The organism is Psychrobacter fulvigenes (assembly GCF_904846155.1).
Taxonomy (GTDB): domain Bacteria; phylum Pseudomonadota; class Gammaproteobacteria; order Pseudomonadales; family Moraxellaceae; genus Psychrobacter; species Psychrobacter fulvigenes.
The window spans coordinates 758,767-778,830 of sequence record NZ_CAJGZP010000001.1 but is presented as its reverse complement, the minus strand read 5'-3'; the positions used below and the strand labels follow the sequence as shown (position 1 = coordinate 778,830).

Genomic DNA, 20,064 nt, shown 5'->3' with positions numbered 1-20,064 from the left:
ATGATGGATTGACTACTAAATCAAAAGAAGCTCATTTAGAAGCGGAGATCCAAACTCAGCCGAAACATGACGGATTGACTACCAATAGCCACATTGAAAATAAGCGACTCCCAGTACCTGAGCATGTAGAGCCTGAGCCTAAAAAACGTGGCTTTCTGAGCCGTTTTTTCCTGCCATATGGTTAATCTGAACTACACAAAGTCGTGGAACAATGATCAAATAGTAAGCGTGGAACGTGAATAATCAATAAAAAGCCGTTCTGGTGCCCTATACCCCAGAACGGCTTACTTTAATATACTGATATTTAAAGAGAAATATCAAGCATTTCGTATAAGGTGTATTATGTTAATTTTAGCTAAATTGAATAGTGCTACACTTATTCTTTTGCTCATCGAGATTGAAAAAACGATATGAAAGATTCTGTTGAATGGATTGAAACTCTGAACAAGATTACTGGATTAGCACAATCAGGTTTGTACTATTCAAAAGATGTTTATGATAAAGAACGATATGAGCAGTTAATTGAATATGTGCGAACTTTAATTGACCTAAAAGAAATAGACACAAAAGACTTCACTTCTAATGTGCTTCAGGATATCGGCTATGCAACGCCAAAAATGGATGTCCGTGCTGTAGTTTTCAAAGAAAATAAGATTTTATTAGCTAGAGAAACTCAAGATGGATTATGGTCTGTTCCTGGAGGATGGGCTGATGTTGGGTACTCAGCAGCAGAAAATGCTGAAAAGGAAGTTTTTGAAGAAACTGGGTTAGAAGTTAAAGCAGTTAAGCTTTTAGCTCTAACAGACAGAAGAAAGCATCCTCACCCCCCAATGTTTCTCCACGTTTATAAAGCATTTTTTTGGTGTGAGATTGTAGGTGGTGAATTAGCACCTAGTATTGAAACTCCAGAAGTAGGTTTTTTTGGAAGAGATGAACTGCCTCCTATATCGACAGCACGAGTTACAGAAGATCAAATACAACAATTCTTCGATTATCTAGAAGAGTTGCCAGAAAAAACTTACTTTGATTAAGTCCATTTAACATAATGGCTGTTATAGGAATAAGGATTACTGCTGGCATACCTAACAACAAGCCTAATGGTTAGGCATTAAGCTCTTTGCTAACCTTTTAATATCGCTAATCTTAACAAGATCTAGTGACTTGGCATACTATAGTGATCTGCGATTAGTTCAACAGTGCGCAATTGGGTGCGTCGCGAATAGCCTTGAACAACCAGCATTATCTCATCGACCCCTGTCTGCTCCTGAAGGCTCTCCAAACTTTTTGCGACCTCGGCAGCAGTACCATGGAGGGTTTGATCAGTATACTGCTCAATAATCTGGCGCTCTTGCGTATTGCCTTGAAAAGCCGCTACTTCATCAGGGGGCAGTAAAGCAAAAGGCTTGCGTTGGAACATTCTCAACATTGCCATGGCAGACGAAGTTGACTGGCGACGTGCCTCTACAGGATCTTTATCCGCAATAGCGCCAATGCTGACCAAACTGTATGGCTTGGCTAGGATTTTTGATGGACGGAAATTCTCTCGGTAAATTCGCATGGCATTTAAAACATCAGCACTGCCAAACTGCAAAGCGAACGCATAAGGTCTGCCAAGCTGTGCTGCCAAATGCGCTGAATAAGTCGATGACCCTAAGATCCAAACATCAGCAGTAGTCTTCGATGGGGGTACTCGGTTTTGCTCGGCCTGCCATGGGCCTGGCACCGCATGAACCTCACTATAAGGATGGTCTTGTGGAAAGCTGTTTTCTAAAAAGCCCAACAATTCTGCGACTTGCTGAGGAAACTCATCGTTTGCCGCATGGTGACGACGCAAAGCTGAAGCTGTTGCGCCATCCGTACCTGGTGCCCTTCCCAAACCCAGATCAATCCGTCCTGGCGCCAGCGCATCAAGCATACCAAATTGCTCAGCGACCACCAGAGGCACATGATTCGGTAGCATGATACCGCCTGCACCAAGCCTAATGCGCTCGGTTTCACCAGTAAGCCGAGCCACCATCATCTGTGGCGAAGGAACCGCGGCGCCAGGCATGGCATGATGTTCAGACATCCAAAACCGCTGAAAGCCCCTTTTATCCGCCAGTTTCGCAAGCGCAATCATCTCTTGAAAGGTGTTCTCTACTGTGTGGCCAACGCCGGTGAAGGCATTGTCGAGTACCGAGAGAACGAAAGGTGCGTTGCCAGAATTATTTGGCATATTCATAAACTGTCTCAGTTATGCAGTGTTTATTATATGTGGCAACACACTTTGAGCATTGCCACACAGGGAAGCTTCTAAAAATTGACTTCTAAAGAACTAGAATTTATAGGTTTGACCATCATTAGGAACAAGCGCACGCTGTTTGTCTAAGTGTTTTTCTTCGATAAAACGGCGCAGCTCTGCCTTCGACAGTGCGCCATGATTGACCGTATCCATGTGCACATTAATTATCTGAGCATTAGGTGAGAATTGATACGCACGGTATACATCGTCTTTACCCATAATAATAGAGTCATCGACAAAGGTAGACAGCTTTGCATAGCCTGTATTAAGGATGACCGCATCAGGCTTGTAGCGAGTCAGCGCATTCTCTACGTCTTTATTCCAAATGGTATCCCCTACTACATAGACGGTCTTGTAGTTTGGCTTTTGGAACACAATACCCATCGTTTTACCAAGTGCCTGAGCAAGCGCTGGAACTTTGTACATCGCATCAGTGCCATGCTGTCCGATGGTTTTATTGATTCTAGTGCCTTCAAACACCACCCCTTGCTCTGTCAACACTCTGACATCGGTAAAGCCATCTTTACGCACGATTGCCGCATCGGCTTCATTTTGGGTAAAAATTGGCATATTACGAGGGACCAGGTTGCGTGCAGCATCGTCCCAATGATCCGCATGTAGATGGGTTAAAATAATGGCGTCAGCCTTTAGCACCTCTGCAACAGATACCGGCAAATCTACCATTGGATAGCGTATTTGGCTATTTAACGTATCTGCAAACCCTGGATAAGCGTTTTTAGCCGCGAGCATAGGATCCACTAAAAACGTGGTACCGTCATAATCAAGCTTAATCGTGGCATTACGGATTTGCTGAAATTCCACCGTATTAGTCGCCGTCTGTTTGTCAGCGTTAGGATTAGCCGCTGGAGTGGCAAAGGTGGTACATGCGGTTAACAACAGCACGCCACTTAACAGCGTGGTACTGGTGAGCGATTTCGCTATATTCATAATTTGATGCCTTATTGATGAGTCTATATTATGAGTTAATAATGGTTTGCTTAAAAACTTATAACTAACGCGCAATCCAGGTTTGGGTATCAATCACTTCGCCATATAGAAACTCAATCGCTGCCATAATGGTGGCATGAGCATGAGCTGCGGGTACGGTCGTGCCATTAAATTCAAGATCAAGCGTGGCACAGGCATCATGGATGGTGGTCGTTGTATAGCCAAAGTCAACCGCAGCACGAACGGTTGCATCAATACACATGTGGCTCATGGCGCCAATCACGGTAACGTCTTTGATGTCTTCTTTATCAAGCAGATCTTTAAGAGAGGTCTCACGAAACGAATTGGGGTAATGCTTCACAACAACGGCTTCACCTTCTATAGGCTTTACTTTCTCATTGATTTCTACACCATCAGTACCAGGCGTAAAGATTGGTGCGTCAGCAGAAGGCATTTCATGACGGATATGAATGACGGTATGGCCTTTTTCTCTAGCAGACGCAATAACCAACGCCGCATTGGCAGCGGCTTCGTTAATACCTACGAGTGATAAGTTACCTTGCGGAAAATACTCATTTTGAATATCGACAACGATCAGTGCTTTTGTGCTCATGATGATTCCTTTTTTTATCAAAGTGACTGTATAGGCGTCTATTTTACAAGCTCTGTGCTACACTAACGAGTGGCTACATCGACACATAAGAGGTTAATAACGACATATGAATCAAAAATATGCTATTGAAATCGGCTTAATTGTCTATGAGAAAGCACAAATGGCGGCCATCCTTGGGCTGACTGATTTACTGATGGTGGCCAGTAAAATCGCTGCCGAACGTCAAGATACAACCGATCTGCCTTTACAGGTCAGTCACTGGGAGATTACGGGTTCTGAGCAGCAGCCTACCTGCACTTTTTCGAGCAATCCCGATAGTGTAGGAAAATTAAAAGCCGTCATCATTCCACCCACGTTAGAGGCGCCTACTGCAAAGCAAGCAGCAGCACCTTGGCTTGAATGGCTAAAAGAGCATCATTCAGGAGGTGTGATAATGTCATCTGTTTGCGCCGGTGCTTTTTTGTTGGGCGAAACAGGACTACTATCTAAGCGCAAGGCGACTACGCATTGGGGTTATGCAGAGGATTTTAAGCAGCGCTTTTCTGATGTGGATCTTGATGTGGATCGCATTATTATCGAAGACGGCGATATTGTGACCGCTGGTGGCGCGATGGCTTGGACAGATTTAGGACTTAGAATGGTAGATCGCTTTCTTGGCTCACAAGTGATGAATGAGACCGCTCGTGCATTGTTAATTGACCCCTCAAGGCGTGAACAATGCTATTACAGTGCGTTCTCACCCAACCTCACCCATGGTGACGCGGCCATATTAAAGGTGCAGCATTGGCTACAAAAAACAGAAGCACGGGTTATTGATTTATCCACCCTAGCCAGTTGTGCGCAGTTAGAGGAGCGCACTTTTCTGCGCCGTTTCCATAAGGCGACGGGCATGACATCAACAGAATACTGTCAGCGATTACGCATTGGTAGTGCAAAAGACTTTCTACAGTTCTCTTTAATGCCTGTTGAGCAAATAGCGTGGAAGGTGGGTTATAGTGATGTTAGTGCATTTCGTAAAATATTTAAGCGCATTGTTGGTTTGACCCCTAGCGAATATCGGCGCAGATTTACTCTGGATGAAGAGTGATAGGTTTAGGCGATTTCTGGATTAAAGGTAGGTGCATTGACTGCTTGTAGGCAGGAGATAGGTTTAATAAAACGGTCCCAATGTAGTTGCGACCGCCTTATCCTTTAATGATAATTAATCGGAAGATCTTGTTTTAAAACGCAGTAAACGCAATGCATTCAGCGTCACCAGTACTGTAGCACCAGTATCCGCTAGCACAGCAATCCAAAGCCCTGTCACGCCGAGCACAGTGGTTATCAGAAATATGCCCTTTAACCCAAGTGCAAATATGACATTTTGATGGATATTTCTCATGGTGGCGCGGGATAAGGCAATAAGGTTAGCAACGTCTATCACGCGGCTTTTTAATAGGGCAATATCAGCCGTTTCGATAGCCACATCCGTGCCACTGCCCATCGCAATGCCAATGTCTGCCGCTGCCAAAGCGGGTGCATCATTGATACCATCACCAATCATCGCTATTTTACTATTGCTTTGCATCTCACTGAGTAGACGTAGCTTGTCTTCAGGTAACAGCTCAGCTTTCCACTCTATATCTAACTGACTGGCAAGCGCTTTTGCCGTACGACTGTTGTCACCTGTGAGCATGACGGAGCGCACGTTCATCTTGTTAAGCTGGGCAATGGCCTGCTTTGCATCCTCTCGTAACTCATCACGTAGAGCGACCAATCCGAGCGCCTCCCTCGTTTGCTCATCAAACAAAATAGAAACCGTTTTACCATCATTTTGTAGCATCTCAATTTGAATCTGCTGCTCAGCTGGCAACATCACTTTCTCAGCGACGTAGACTGGTGAGCCGATGGCCAAAGAGCGTCCAGCAACCGTTGCATGAACCGCTTTACCTGCGGTCGCAAAGGCGTTGGAGGATCCAGGTATGACTACCTTAGCGGCTTTGGCATGATCCACAATAGCGATAGCAAGCGGATGACTGGAGGTAGCATCGACACTTGCAAACAGTGACAGTAGTTTATCGCGACCCTCAGCATCGCCATGTACTGTTTTAAAATCAATGATATCGGTTACTCGAGGTTTGCCCTCGGTCAAAGTACCCGTTTTATCAAAAGCGACAGTGTTGACCTGACCCACCAACTCCATGACATTACCTCCTTTGATAAGCAGTCCATGGCGCGTGCCGACAGCCAAACCTGAGGCAATAGCGGCAGGTGTTGACAGCACAAGAGCACAAGGACAGGCGATCAGTAATAGCGCTAAACCACGGTATAGCCATACTCCCCATTCTGCTCCCATCAGTAGAGGTGGGATAATAATCACTAAAGCCGCAATCGCCATAACGATAGGCGTATAGTAGCGGCTAAAGGTTTCAATAAAGCGTGCAGTCGGTGCTTTGGATGCTTGTGCCCGCTCCACAAGCTCAATAATACGAGCAATTGTATTATCTGCCGCTGTTTTTTCTACGCGTATTTGTAGTACCCCATCAACGTTGATAGATCCAGCAAAGACCTCATCGCCTATGGTTTTGGCAACAGGAACAGATTCTCCCGTCACAGGTGACTCATCAAGGCTAGACGTACCTTGAACAATCACGCCATCAGCAGAGACTCTATCACCAGGACGCACAAGCACCTTATCATTCACTTGTAGTGAAGTCGCTGCCACCTGACGTTGTTGTCCTTGCGCGTCCAGTAAAATAGCTGTCTTTGGCACAAGCGACGATAATGCTCTGATTCCTGCGCGCGCACGATTAGCTGCGACACTCTCTAATAGCTCCCCAACCGAGAATAAAAAGACCACGGCAGCCGCTTCTTCAGCTTCACCTATGATAAGCGCGCCAATAGCCGCAACAGACATGAGCATTTCAATTGAAAAAGGCGATCCTGCTAACGCCAGTGCAGAAGCTTTGCGAGCAAATGGTAGGACACCGATAGCCACAGCGGCAATAAAAGCCCATGCGCCATATTCAGGGAAAATTAAAGACAATACATATGCGGCACCCATCAAAAGCCCCGTACCAATGACCTGTTTGCCTTTTATGGTTTGCCACCAGCGCTGATTGTCCACCGCTGATTGATTACCATCATTGCCCCTCTCATTTTGTTGACCCGTTAACGCTGACACACCAAACCCTAGGCTTTTAATGGTTTTCTCGATATCTTTAACGCCAGTATTCGTATCAGGCGCCAAGGTTAGCTCTAGCTTTTGAGTCGCAAAGTTTAACTGAACCTCAGAGACACCAGGTATTCGCATTAACGCCCGCTCGATTTTACCAACACAACTGGCACAGTCCATACCTTCAATATGATATTGCATAATCACTTCTCCTCTTGTTAAAGGCAGTATGAACCCTATAGTAACTTTAGGGTCAAGACTTTTAACGATAAAGAGGTTTGATTTTTTATCAGCAAACCTTATAGTTACTTTATTGTTTAGATAATAGAAAATACTATTTAAGGAGATACACATGCTAATCAAAATTGGTGAGCTTGCCACGCGCACCGGTGCGACGGTCGAAACCATTCGCTATTATGAGAAAGAGAGGTTATTACCAAAACCTGCGCGTAGCCAAGGCAACTATCGTTTGTATAATGAAGCGCATTTTGAGCGTCTACAATTTATCCTGCACTGCCGTACGCTCGATATGACTTTGGATGAAGTACGAACCCTGCTTCAATATAGAGATAAACCTGATGAAAACTGCGGTGAGGTCAATGTGCTATTGGATGAGCATATCGATGCGGTAGAGACACGTATCGAAGAGCTGATACAATTAAAGCAACATCTACTAGCGTTGCGGCAAAAATGCACAAGTGAAGCGCTAGCTGAATCCTGCGGAATATTGCATGCGCTTGCCGATAACTCGTGTCATAGATAAAGTATTCATTTTGATAACACTGTCCACTTTTTATCATTAAAAGTAGACCTATAACCAAAGGCGCGGGGCAAACGCATCACTAAGATGCAGTTGCCCATGTCAGATTTTTTTCAACTGGTCAATATTTTCAGATGTGATTCAGCCCATCGTCCTTTCTGTCAAACAGATAGGCTGCGCGTTTATAAGGCTGATTCATTGCGCTTGTGCAGGGAAACCGCCTTTTGCTAAAGCAGCTGTCATCTGCTCAATACTGGCGATGGTTTCGATACTGACCACTTTGGCTGCTAAATCAATCTTAACCTTGGCCTTTGAGTCGATATTCTGAATAGCTGCTGTCACACCACGGGCACAACCGCCACAGTTCATATTTGCAATCAATAGTTTCATACCCTTTCTCCAAATAAGTTTTATTTCATCACTAAGCTTAAGCCTTGTCATAATGGTAAGGTCAAACACATTTTTGAAAAAATATACTTGACCTTACCATGATGTCAACCTATATGCTGTTGATAATAGATTGAACATGATAGAGGCTGTTATGAATTCAGAAAATAGTAAGTCTTATCTTTATAGTGAGACATTGCCCATTGAGGGTATGACTTGTGCTTCATGTGTGGGACGAGTAGAAAAAGCATTAAAAAAAGTTGAAGGTGTTGAAAATGCTGAGGTGAATCTTGCGACTGAAAAAGCCATGATTTCCTCATCTCAACCTTTAGACCTTATCGCAGTAACCAAAGCCGTAGAACGAGCCGGTTATAAGATCTTGGCATCTCAGCCGATTGAGCTTTCAATCGAAGGTATGACCTGTGCTTCTTGCGTTGGTCGGGTAGAAAAAGCATTAAAAAAGGTTGAGGGTGTACAACAAGCAAACGTCAACCTTGCGTCTGAACGAGCATGGGTACAAGGCAACACTCAGGTACAGAGTAGCGATCTGATTCAGGCCGTTAAAAAAGCGGGATACCATGCGAAGCTGGTTGAGCAGGATCAAAGTGACCAACAGGACAAGAAAGCCACGGAACAGCAGCAGCTGAAACGAGATTTAATCATCTCTTTGATTTTGGCCGTTCCGGTTTTTATTCTAGAAATGGGGTCACATATGATTCCAGCTTTTCATATGTGGGTCGTGGACAATATCGGCACGCAACAAAGCTGGTTGATTCAATTTGTTTTGACGACGCTGGTTCTTATCTTTCCAGGGCGACGTTTTTATCAAAAAGGTATTCCGGCATTATGGCGTTTTGCACCGGATATGAATTCATTGGTGGCGGTTGGAACACTGGCGGCTTATAGTTTTTCGCTAGTCGCAACATTTATTCCACAAGTTCTACCCGAGGGCACTGTGAATGTTTATTACGAAGCGGCCGCTGTGATTGTAAGCTTAATTTTATTAGGGCGTTATTTTGAGGCAAAAGCCAAAGGACGTACCTCTCAAGCCATTCAACATCTAGTGGGTATGCAGGCAAAAACAGCGCGTGTTCACCATAATGGGCAAGTGAATGAAGTACCGATTGCAGAAGTAACCACAGAAACGATCGTTGAGATTCGTCCCGGTGAGCGTGTTCCTGTTGATGGTGAAGTGGTTGAAGGTCAAAGCTATATTGATGAATCCATGATTACGGGTGAACCCGTTCCTGTTAAAAAACAAGTGGGTGATCAAGTGGTAGGAGGGACGATCAATCAGAATGGAACTTTGAATTTTCGGGCAACGGCCATTGGCGACTCTTCGGTATTGGCGCAAATCATTCGCATGGTTGAACAGGCTCAAGGATCTAAATTACCGATTCAGGCATTGGTTGATAAAGTCACTATGTGGTTTGTTCCCATGGTCATGTTCTTAGCAGCTCTGACTTTTGCTGTGTGGTTTGTTCTTGGTCCTGAGCCTGCTTTGACGTTTAGTCTCGTTAATGCCGTTGCTGTCTTAATCATTGCTTGTCCCTGTGCAATGGGATTGGCAACCCCTACCTCCATTATGGTTGGTACAGGTCACGGTGCAGAAATGGGCGTCTTATTCCGTAAAGGTGAAGCGTTACAAGCTTTACAGGAAGTTAAAGTCATTGCGGTCGATAAAACCGGCACCTTGACCGAAGGTAAACCAACCTTAACGGATTTTCATGTCCAACAAGGGTTTCAACATGAGCAAGTCTTGCGTATTGTGGCATCGGTTGAAGCAAAGTCTGAACATCCCATTGCCGTAGCCATTGTTCAAGCCGCAGAACAACAAAATATCAGCTTATTACCGATTACCGCCTTTGACTCTGTGACCGGACTAGGGATTAAAGCGGAAGTGACAGGTCAAACCATTCATATTGGTGCTGATCGTTATATGAAGCAATTAGAGCTTGATGTTACACCTTTTGAAAATGAGGCTGCACGCTTAGGACAAGAAGGTAAAACCCCACTTTATGTCGCGATTGACCAAAAGCTAGCAGCCATTATTGCCGTTGCAGACCCTATTAAAGATACCACTTATACTGCTATTGCAGGTTTACATCAACTGGGCTTAAAAGTGGCAATGATTACAGGCGACAATCGGCATACCGCCCAAGCAATTGCAGCAAAACTACATATTGATCAGGTGGTCGCAGAAGTGTTGCCTGATGGAAAAGTAGATGCACTACGTCAGCTGCAACAACAGTATGGACGAGTGGCTTTTGTTGGTGATGGGATTAATGATGCCCCTGCTCTTGCTCAAGCGGATGTCGGTCTGGCAATTGGGACAGGGACAGATGTGGCAATTGAAGCAGCAGACGTGGTGTTGATGTCAGGTAGTCTACAAGGCGTCCCTAATGCGATTGCTTTAAGTAAAGCGACTATCAAAAATATTCGACAGAATCTATTTTGGGCATTTTTCTATAACATTGCCCTGATACCAATTGCCGCAGGGGTTTTATATCCAGCATTTGGTATTTTGCTGTCACCCATTTTTGCCGCAGGAGCAATGGCGCTATCCTCTGTTTTTGTGCTAGGTAATGCCTTACGTTTAAAGTACTTTCAGGTGCCAGCGATTAAAGCATAGATTATATTAAGATAGGGTTAAAGTAGCCGTTTGGCTTTAACCCTTTTTATATCAGGAGGAAAGTTATGAATATCGGTCAAGCGTCAGAGCGATCAGGAATCTCTCCCAAAATGATTCGCTATTATGAACAAATCGGTTTGCTTGATACCGCCAAACGCTCGAATTCAGGTTATCGAATCTACTCTAATCAAGATATAAAAAACTTATGCTTTTTAAGACAGGCTCGTGATTTAGGTTTTTCCTCCAAACAGATGAAAGAATTGCTTAATTTGTGGAAAAATACAGATCGGCAGAGTGCTGATGTTAAACAATTGACACTGCAACATATCGCAACTTTGAAACAAAAAATAGCTCAATTGCAAGATATGGTGAGCTTATTACAGATTTCTGCTGATCATTGCTCAGGTGATGAAAACGCAGAGTGCGCCATATTAGAAGATCTTGAACAGGGTGAATAAAATAAATTGCATTTGATCTTATCTATTTCCTTATCTATATATCAGTCTGAAAAACGTATACCCCAAGGGAACCAGCTATTTGACCCTTCAAACCTATTAACAAACCACTTAAAACAGACTGCTATAATGGAATCACTTATAACAGGCTATTTTAGATGTTTATGTTTATCAGAGCGTATCTACGAGCGTCTACCAAAGAACAAGACGCTAAGCGTGCCAAAAATGAGCTTATACATCTTGCTAATGATCATAAAATTGCTGCGTTTATGTCTAGAATAAATCAGGAGCAAAGCTAGTACTTCCAAAGCTGATGCAGCTGATGCAGCTGATCGAAAATGCTAATGCAAACGATGTGATTTTGGTTGAAAAAATAGACCGACTTAAGCATTTAAATCCACGGATCCTTGATGGGCGTGAATAACGCAGTACTATTACGTTGATCATGGAGGGACCTCTTTCTAAGGTCTGCAAGTGTGAGAATTTTCATTAATCATTTCTCTATTTCATAAACTCAGTTAATTTATAGTCTTTTAAATTTGTAGTATCTCTATTCTAAAATCCAATCTTAGTAAACACTCATAATATAAACGACACTAAGTGTCGTGCTATCTCTGACTGACTATTGTTTAATAGTACTATCTTAACTATATTAAACCCATACATATGATATGGCTTTTTGCCGCGAAATGGAAATATAATGAGCAAACCTAGCAACCCTTATACTGATAATAGCTTTGCCTCTTCAGACCTTAAAACCATTTTGCACTCTAAACGTGCCAATATCTATTATCTATCGCATTGTCGAGTCATGCAAAAAGACGGGCGTGTGTTGTATCTTACCGAAGATGATAAAGCGAACCTCTACTATAACATTCCGATTGCTAACACTACCTCACTATTGCTTGGTACTGGCACATCTATTACCCAAGCAGCGATGCGCCTGCTTTCTCAAGCGGGTGTATTAGTGGGCTTTTGTGGTGGTGGTGGCATGCCATTATTTATGGGCAGCGAGCGTGAAGTCTATGTCGAATGGATGACTCCGCAAAGCGAGTATCGACCAACAGAATATGTTCAAAGCTGGATGAGCTGGTGGTGGGACGATGATAAACGTCTTGCCGCTGCCAAACAGTTGCAAATAGCCCGCATTGCTTATCTGCAAGCGGTATGGAATAAAGACAGTGATTTTAAACGCTGGGGTTTTGATAGCAATATCGATGCGGTAGAAATATTGCTTAATGATAATATCCAGCAAATCGATAAGCAGACCGAGGTCATGCATTTATTGCAACTGGAAGCTCGCCTGACCAAACAGCTGTATAAATTAGCAGCGAAAAATACTGGTTATGATGGCTTTACTCGTGAGCATGAAGGTATTGATAAAGCCAATGGTTTCTTAAATCATGGCAACTATCTGGCTTATGGACTTGGAGCAACCACAGCGTGGACACTCGGCATTCCGCATGGTTTCGCGGTGATGCATGGTAAGACGCGACGCGGTGCCTTGGTGTTCGATATTGCAGATATCATCAAAGATGCGTTAGTGCTACCCCTTGCCTTTATCTGTGCTAGTGAAAATATGAGCGAGCAAGAGTTTCGCCAAGAGTGCATTAATATGTTTACCAAGCACAAAGCGCTGGATTATCAGTTTGAGGTGGTTAAACAGTTAGCGATGACTAAGTGGAAGGTGTAGAAAATGATTGTTACCTTTGTCTCCCAATGTGAGAAAAAATCACTTAAGCGCACACGGCGTATCTTAGACTCCTTTGCTAACCGCATTGGTGATAACGTTTGGCAGACGGCTATTACTGAGGATGGGCTACAGACGGTTAAGCAGCTCTTGCGTAAGTCAGCGACCAAAACTACGGCGGTCAGCTGTCATCGTAATAAGACTCGTCAGCTGATGGAGCTGGTATGGGTGGTAGGTAATAAACGTCAGTTTAATGAGGTTGGGGTGGTTCCTGTGAACCGTACCAAAAGAAATATTCTGCACAGTGAGTGGGAGAATGAATGGAGTTATGCCAGTAGTATTCAAATTATCGCTATACTTGCTGCATTACTCCACGACATTGGCAAATCAACGGTTGGTTTTCAAAAGAAACTCCTTGTCGGTAGTAAACAAGGCGATTCTTATCGGCATGAATGGATATCATTAAAACTGTTTGAGCTAATGATTGGCGATTGCAGCACTGACGAAGCATGGCTTGATCATTTAATGAATTTAAATAAATGGTTAGAAAATAACAATATAGAAAATCTACTATCTAATGCTAATAAAGATGTCGTCAATATAAAAGCTATGCCACCCCTAGCACAGTGGGTCGCTTGGCTGATTGTCACTCATCACCGCTTGCCACCTATCAAAAAGGTTTTTTACCCTTACAAAGATATTCAACGTTTGCAATTACCTCAAAATACGTTAGAGATTAAAAGAGACTTAAATCAGTTTTATGGAAAAATTGAGCCGTTCGACTATTGGGTAAAAAATCCTAAGTCGTTAGAGGGTATGACCAAAGCGCAATTAAAGGACTTTTGGCAATTTGAGCATTTAGTCATTAATAGTCCAGCTTGGCAAAAGAATATCAGGCGTTGGTCTAAAAAAGCCTTAAATGACCCGACCTTAATGCAATTAAGCCAACAAGCGGTTGATGATAATAAAGCCATCAGCAACCCGTTTTTATTGCATTTATCACGTCTGTGTTTAATGGTAGGTGACCACAATTATTCTAGTCTCAAAGAAGACGATTCTCGCTGCATCAAGGTTGATAGCAGCTTTAAAAATCTAGCAGCTAATACTGACCGCAGCGCTAACACCCCAACAGTCAAACAATCTCTTGAAGAACATTTACTAGGTGTTGGCGCTTTTACAGCACATTTTTGTCGTGCACTTCCTATCATTGCCAGTGAAATGCCAACACTACGTAATCACGATCCATTAGCTAAACCTACTGGGATTGAACGTTTTAAATGGCAGAATCAAGCTTTCAAGATGACTTATGGTTTGCAAGAAGCCACGCGCGAGCATGGGTTTTTTGGAATTAATATGGCATCGACAGGCGCAGGTAAAACCATCGGTAATGCACGTATCATGTACGCTCTAGCTGATCCAAAAAAAGGGGCGCGCTTTACTATCGCTTTAGGACTGCGGATTCTAACTTTGCAGACCGGCTTAAGTTTTCGTAAAAATTTAAAATTGGCAGGTGACCAGTTAGCTATACTGGTAGGTGGCAGTGCTAATAAAAAACTGTTTGAACTAGCATACGATAATAAGACTAATGATATTACTGATATTTCGGTGAATATGAAGAGGACGATGAACCTGATAATGAATCTACGAGCTTTGGTAGTGAATCTAGCGAAGATTTGTTAAATGAAATCGTTGATAGCGACATTGACTATCAAGACTATGAGGCGCTGAATCTCGATACCGTCATCGCCAGTTCTAAAGCACGCGATTTAATATTTGCGCCTATTGTGACCTGCACCGTTGACCATATTATCCAAGCCTCTGAGTGCAAACGTGGCGGCAAATATATCGCTCCTATGCTGCGACTGCTCAGTAGTGATTTGATACTCGATGAGCCTGATGACTTTGATCAAGCGGATTTGCCTGCGCTTTCGCGTTTGGTGCATCTAGCAGGACTTTTTGGTACGCGAGTGCTGCTTTCATCTGCAACCTTGACGCCTGACTTGGTAACAGGATTGTTTGAGGCTTATATGGAAGGGCGCAAATTGTTTAATCAAAGTCAGAATAAACCTACGCCAAAAGTGGTTTGTGCTTGGTATGACGAGCAGCCCAAAGCGATGCTATCCGATCAATGCAGCGACGTTAATGACTTTCAAGACGTTCATAAACAATTTTGTGAAAAACGTGCCAGCTATTTATCCCAGCAACCTATTAGACGACAGGCAGAAATACTGCCTTTTTCAGCCAACTATACAAAGGATAAAGCGTCGCAGTTTTACGGCAGTTTGGCGCAGACTTTGGTTGATGCTTCAATAGGCTTGCACGATAAGCATCGTGAATTGTCTGATAATAAACTTCAAACTGATAAAGATGTGCGGGCAAGCATTGGACTCATTCGCGTTGCCAATATTAATAACATCAACAATATCGCCATGCAGTTATTTAAAGCAGACGGCATAACGGTGCCAGACGACACGGTCCTACATGTGGCATGCTATCACGCCAAGCAGCTTTTACTACTGCGCAATGCTTTAGAGAATAAGCTGGATAGAATTTTAGACCGTAGCGATAATAAAGTTAGTATTTTTGATCATTCTGAGATTAAGCAAGCCATTGCTAATAACCCTGCCAAAAATCATATCTTTATGGTGCTTGCCACTCCTGTTGCCGAAGTCGGGCGTGACCATGATTATGATTGGGCAATCGTAGAACCTTCCTCCATACGCTCCATTATTCAGCTGGCTGGGCGTGTGTGGCGGCATCGTCCTGACAAGGTTGCTAATGAGCCAAATATCTTACTGCTGCAATACAATATTCGCTACTTTAAGCACCCTAATGGCAAGCGCCCTATCTTTACCCATCCAGGGTTTGAGACCACGCTGTTTAAATCACCAAGCTATGACCTAAATGAGCTAATGACAGCAGAACAATTAGCACAAGTTGATGCCAGACCTAGAATTAAAGCAGCGCATGGTAAAACAGTAGAAACGCTGAGCGACCTCGAACACCAAGTTATGCGGCATCTACTTAATAATCCCAAGCTCAACTACGTCAATGCCTATTGGGATAGCAAAGCCACAGCCAATCGTGCGCATACTCATTTACAGCAAATCAGTCCTTTTCGAGCGGGTACTCCGCAAGACGATTGGTTATTAATTCCGCGCATGGTTAATGATGACGAAGAAACTGACGCGCCTACGACAGGATTTGATGCTTATTATGCAGAAGATGTATTTGAAAAAGGTTTAGTTAAATCTACTATTCATAATAAAACTATTCAGCCGCTGAATTTTAACTTTGAACACGCGCAAATAAAGCCATGGTTAAGCACTTCATTAAATGACGTCTTGCAGGACTTAAAAGTGGCTCAGCCTGATAAGAGTCTGCGTTCGTTAGCCATTACCTACTCGTCAGTGTCACTTGATAGCATCAAGGCTAATAACAGTCGCGGCTGGGCGTTTCATGAGTTTTTTGGTTTTGTGCGGGAGTGAGTTATTGGCATGGAAAAAGCATGATTCTAAGTAAATACTTTTTATTTTTTGCTAATAATTACAAATACTTCAGCTAAAGACAGCATCACAGACTAACAATTTGAATGGCTGCACTCTCAACTATCTAACGTTCTTGGCGTAGGCTGGGTTTTTAACCCAGCATTTAGCTTTTGCAAAGTTTCGAAGCTGGGTTAAAAACCCAGCCTACAACTATTTAGGATGTTGTTTATGAACGATATACCCCCAGAGCTAGCAAGCAATGCGGTCAACGCCTTTCTTGCTAGCCAATACGACAAAAAAACTGAAACCGAGCAAAAGCAGCTCGCTAAAGCCGTTGAAAGTAAGGAGCATGAAAAGGCTTCAGAGTTAAAAGAAACCTTAGCAGATGCTAAAGATAAATATAGCGTCAATAATTGGATTGCTGACGCTGCAACGCGCATGGCAAAGCAATTAAATTTTGGTACGCATATCTCAAAAGGGGTACACCCTGACGCCAAGGGCGATAACGTCAGTTTTGAAGTCATAAATAATTTATCAGAAACCATCGTCGGTACGCACTCAATAGATAGTAGCTATATTGATGCTAATGGTAATGCTGCTGCCCTGCCCCTTGCGGCTTTTTTCGATTTTGAAATAAATGAGACAACTAAAATTCGTGATCTTATTCTAGACGATAATACTGACTTTGTTGCTTCACTTAACAGTGACCAGACTCTTGCAAATACTTACCAACAGACCTTTAAAGAGGCACTACAAAACAACATTATTGAGCCTGTCACTCATGAGCGTAATAAACAGACCTTATGGGTGACCAACGCTTATGAAGAGACCGACATTGAGCAGCTTAATTATATTAATATCGTCCCGCTTTATCCTTCTGTACTTACCCATGAAGTTTACCAACGCGTCAATCATCTTAAATTTTCTGATGAGAATAAAGCCGCACGCGATAATCGCTTTAAGAAAGCTGCCGAACAGCGTCCTTATGTGAGCTTGAATAATTTGGCAACCGTTCAGCTTGGTGGCACTAAGCCGCAAAACGTCAGCCTGCTCATGAGTAAACAAGGTGGCCGTAATTACCTCCTCTCCTCTCTGCCGCCAATCATCAAGCAAGACCGCGCTTTTAAATTATCCAAATTTGCCAATAGTATCTTTAGCACTGGCATGGAATATAACGCCCGTGAAGCCATCCAAAATATTTTTAAGTCCATTAAAGATACGCGCAATATTGTCGATGTCAGAGACGCGCGCAAACGAGCTATCGATGAAGTGTTATATCAGATATTTGCCGCAGCAGAAGATATCCGCACTACCCTACATGCTGGCTGGTCAAAAGACTATGAGCTTGACCGCATTGAGAAGCTTTGGCTCGACCCCAAACGCGCCGACCTTGATGGTGAAGCTGAGTTCAAAGCAGAACGTGAAGAAGATGACGCTTGGCATAGTCAAATTATTCATCGTTTTGCGCGTTGGCTCAATACCTTAATGCAAGCTGAATTTAAGCAAATAGCCAGCGATTTTGGTGATGCTGAGCATTTGGAATGGGAGCGTGAGATTGAGGATATGAAAAAACGCTACGAGCGCGCAGGCAAAGGAGTATTTTTATGAGCCGCATAGATGATGACAATAGTATTGGTGTGGTTGGCTATTTGATGTTTAAAAAGGTCGTCATTGAAGGAGCGAATACTATCTCAAGTCCGCTGACTTATGGCTTCCCTGCTATCACTGGGTTTTTGGGTAGCTTTCATGCGATGTCACGAAAAATGGCAGATGATGAGCTGCTCTCTGATGTCTGCTTAGGCGGTGCACTGCTTGCCTGTCACGACTGCCAACCACAAATGTATCGTCCTAATAGTTATAACAACTACACTTTTAACCAAACGCGCAATCCCATCAAAAAAGATGGCAAAACCGCCTCTATAATTGAAGAAGGCAAATGCCGATTGGTGATGACCTTTGTGGTCGAGATATTAGGTACAGATACCTTAAGCCATGAGCAGCAAGATTATGCCATGCAGAAAACCAAGCAGTGGCTTCAACAGCAGCGCATGGCTGGTGGTAGCGTACGCGGCTTGGCAAGGTTTGAGCCGGTGCAGTTCTTTGATAAAGATGACGTCAGCTCCATCATTCCACAGTTACTGCCTGCTTTTGTGTTGATGGACGCGCAGGAAGACTTTTCTGAGATTATCAATAAGGTACAAACAGACAATCCAGACGCGACGTCTTTAGATGCTTTGATAGATGTTTGTGCGTTGCATCATATCCCTGAAACCCAAAAAAACGGCGAAACAAAGTGGCTAACTACCTCACGTAAAAGCGGTCATGGCTGGCTCGTGCCTATGCCGATAGGTTATCAAGGCATCTCTGATTTATACGATGCTGGCATGATGCAAAACGTGCGTAATCCAGAATATCCTAGCCAATATGTCGAAGCCATCTACAGCCTTGGCAAGTGGGTCTATCCGCAGCGTTTAAATAGTGTCGGTGGTAACGATGATATCGCTAATGCGTTTTGGCGCTATCACTATGACGCCGATGAATCACTTTATTTAGTCACCCAAAATGAAGAGTTTTAATTTTACTTTGTTCTAATCAATAACCCGTTCCATTTAACTTTTTAATCCTTTTTATTATGGAGAATCACATGTCAAAAACAGCCCTAAAAACCGCATCCGTCCTAGCCTTCGAGCGTAACCTTGATATCTCAGATGGTTTCTTTGCACAAACAGACAGCCAAACTGTTAACGCTAAAATTAGTCCTGTAACCATTAACGAAAAATCTGTCAGAGGTACGATTAGCAACCGTCAAAAAAGCGCCATTGCTAAAGACCCTGCCAAGCTCGATGCCGAAATTCAAAAAGCCAATCTACAAACGGTAGATTCAGCCTCATTAGATGAAACCAATGATACTCTGATTGTAACGTGGAGCTGTAAGGTGTTGCCGTTCACCGGTAAACCTAGCGTCTGTAACGACCAAGATTATCAACAGGCCTTAGTCTCAACGGTACAGGATTATTTGGATAACCAAGGCGTTAATGAGTTGGCTCGTCGCTACGCTAGTAATATTGCCAATGCCCGCTGGTTGTGGCGCAATCGTGTAGGCGCTGAAAGCATTAAGGTTAATGTTAAATGTGATATTGATGGCACTAAACACGACTTCGAATTTGATGCAAAGTCCATTTCACTAAAAGACTTCAATACAGACGATAGCAAAATCAATGAATTGGCTAAGCTGATTGAAAATGGCTTAAATGGTGACGCTTTTATCATTTTATACGTCAAAGCCGCTGCCATAATGGGTTACGGTCAAGAAGTTTATCCCTCGCAAGAACTGGTACTCGATACGGGCAAGAGCAAAAGTAAAATCTTGTATGAGATTAATGGCAAAGCAGGCATGCACTCTCAAAAAGTCAGCAATGCCATTCGCACTATCGATGACTGGTATCCTGAAGCCGAGTTCCCTATCGCTATCGAACCTTATGGTGCAGTCACGACTTTGGGTACAGCGTTTCGCCAACCTAAAGATAAAATGGACTTCTACAGCCTGTTTGATAACTGGGTATTAAAAGATGAATCGCCAGACGTAAACCAGCAGCATTATGTCATGGGCGTACTTATTCGTGGCGGCGTATTCGGTGCCAGCGGCAAGGAGTAAC

General features: G+C 43.4%; 16 protein-coding genes and 1 pseudogene. 12 read left to right on the top strand and 5 right to left on the bottom strand.

The window, feature by feature from the left end:
• Positions 1–56: 56 nt before the first annotated feature.
• Together JMX03_RS03430 and JMX03_RS03425 are read left to right on the top strand one after the other, a co-directional pair.
• Positions 57–185, top strand: a pseudogene (locus JMX03_RS03430) (plasmid replication DNA-binding protein); the annotation flags it as partial.
• A 225-nt stretch (positions 186–410) separates the two neighbouring features.
• A complete protein-coding gene (locus JMX03_RS03425; RefSeq protein WP_201594486.1) occupies positions 411–1,031 on the top strand; it encodes an NUDIX hydrolase in 621 nt (206 codons plus the stop codon).
• A 122-nt stretch (positions 1,032–1,153) separates the two neighbouring features.
• Here the strand turns inward: JMX03_RS03425 and JMX03_RS03420 are convergent, their stop codons facing one another.
• From JMX03_RS03420 to JMX03_RS03410, 3 genes are all read right to left on the bottom strand, one after another.
• Complete coding sequence (locus tag JMX03_RS03420) at positions 1,154–2,221, bottom strand: LLM class flavin-dependent oxidoreductase (RefSeq protein WP_007394859.1); 1,068 nt, start codon at positions 2,219–2,221, stop codon at positions 1,154–1,156.
• Between the two features lie 93 nt (positions 2,222–2,314).
• On the bottom strand, positions 2,315–3,229 hold the full coding sequence (locus tag JMX03_RS03415) for an MBL fold metallo-hydrolase (protein ID WP_201594484.1): 915 nt from the start codon (positions 3,227–3,229) through the stop codon (positions 2,315–2,317).
• A 64-nt stretch (positions 3,230–3,293) separates the two neighbouring features.
• Complete coding sequence (locus JMX03_RS03410; protein WP_192993343.1) at positions 3,294–3,842, bottom strand: cysteine hydrolase family protein; 549 nt, start codon at positions 3,840–3,842, stop codon at positions 3,294–3,296.
• 106 nt (positions 3,843–3,948) lie between these two features.
• Here JMX03_RS03410 and JMX03_RS03405 point away from each other — a divergent pair, with 106 nt between their 5' ends.
• On the top strand, positions 3,949–4,929 hold the full coding sequence (locus tag JMX03_RS03405) for a GlxA family transcriptional regulator (RefSeq protein WP_201594482.1): 981 nt from the start codon (positions 3,949–3,951) through the stop codon (positions 4,927–4,929).
• Between the two features lie 114 nt (positions 4,930–5,043).
• Here JMX03_RS03405 and JMX03_RS03400 read toward each other — a convergent pair whose 3' ends face one another.
• Positions 5,044–7,197: a heavy metal translocating P-type ATPase gene (locus tag JMX03_RS03400; RefSeq protein WP_191692465.1), complete on the bottom strand. Its 2,154-nt coding sequence runs from the start codon at positions 7,195–7,197 to the stop codon at positions 5,044–5,046.
• A 151-nt stretch (positions 7,198–7,348) separates the two neighbouring features.
• On the opposite strand from JMX03_RS03400, the gene cadR reads away from it, so the two are divergent.
• Complete coding sequence (gene cadR / locus JMX03_RS03395) at positions 7,349–7,759, top strand: Cd(II)/Pb(II)-responsive transcriptional regulator (protein WP_406947691.1); 411 nt, start codon at positions 7,349–7,351, stop codon at positions 7,757–7,759.
• A 192-nt stretch (positions 7,760–7,951) separates the two neighbouring features.
• On the opposite strand, the gene JMX03_RS03390 is transcribed toward cadR, so the two are convergent.
• Positions 7,952–8,146: a heavy-metal-associated domain-containing protein gene (locus JMX03_RS03390; RefSeq protein ID WP_025646094.1), complete on the bottom strand. Its 195-nt coding sequence runs from the start codon at positions 8,144–8,146 to the stop codon at positions 7,952–7,954.
• A 151-nt stretch (positions 8,147–8,297) separates the two neighbouring features.
• Here JMX03_RS03390 and JMX03_RS03385 point away from each other — a divergent pair, with 151 nt between their 5' ends.
• The 8 genes from JMX03_RS03385 (at position 8,298) to csy3 (ending at position 20,063) form a co-directional block, all read left to right on the top strand.
• Entirely contained in the window at positions 8,298–10,775 is a 2,478-nt protein-coding gene (locus tag JMX03_RS03385; protein ID WP_201594480.1) for a heavy metal translocating P-type ATPase, read from the top strand.
• 65 nt (positions 10,776–10,840) lie between these two features.
• A complete protein-coding gene (cueR, locus tag JMX03_RS03380) occupies positions 10,841–11,233 on the top strand; it encodes a Cu(I)-responsive transcriptional regulator (RefSeq protein WP_036600606.1) in 393 nt (130 codons plus the stop codon).
• 697 nt (positions 11,234–11,930) lie between these two features.
• On the top strand, positions 11,931–12,923 hold the full coding sequence (gene cas1f, locus JMX03_RS03375) for a type I-F CRISPR-associated endonuclease Cas1f (protein WP_201594478.1): 993 nt from the start codon (positions 11,931–11,933) through the stop codon (positions 12,921–12,923).
• A gap of 3 nt (positions 12,924–12,926) precedes the next feature.
• A complete protein-coding gene (locus JMX03_RS03370) occupies positions 12,927–14,600 on the top strand; it encodes an HD domain-containing protein (RefSeq protein ID WP_201594476.1) in 1,674 nt (557 codons plus the stop codon).
• Positions 14,594–16,408: a P-loop NTPase family protein gene (locus JMX03_RS03365; protein ID WP_201594474.1), complete on the top strand. Its 1,815-nt coding sequence runs from the start codon at positions 14,594–14,596 to the stop codon at positions 16,406–16,408. Before JMX03_RS03370 ends, JMX03_RS03365 begins: the two co-directional genes overlap by 7 nt.
• A gap of 228 nt (positions 16,409–16,636) precedes the next feature.
• Positions 16,637–18,016: a type I-F CRISPR-associated protein Csy1 gene (gene csy1 / locus JMX03_RS03360; protein WP_201594472.1), complete on the top strand. Its 1,380-nt coding sequence runs from the start codon at positions 16,637–16,639 to the stop codon at positions 18,014–18,016.
• Positions 18,013–18,984 carry a type I-F CRISPR-associated protein Csy2 gene (gene csy2, locus JMX03_RS03355; protein ID WP_201594470.1) on the top strand — a complete coding sequence of 324 codons (972 nt, stop codon included), beginning with the start codon at positions 18,013–18,015 and terminating at the stop codon, positions 18,982–18,984. Before csy1 ends, csy2 begins: the two co-directional genes overlap by 4 nt.
• A 68-nt stretch (positions 18,985–19,052) precedes the next feature.
• Positions 19,053–20,063, top strand: coding sequence for a type I-F CRISPR-associated protein Csy3 (gene csy3, locus JMX03_RS03350; RefSeq protein ID WP_201594468.1), 1,011 nt, complete (start codon positions 19,053–19,055; stop codon positions 20,061–20,063).
• The last annotated feature ends 1 nt before the right edge of the window (position 20,064 follow it).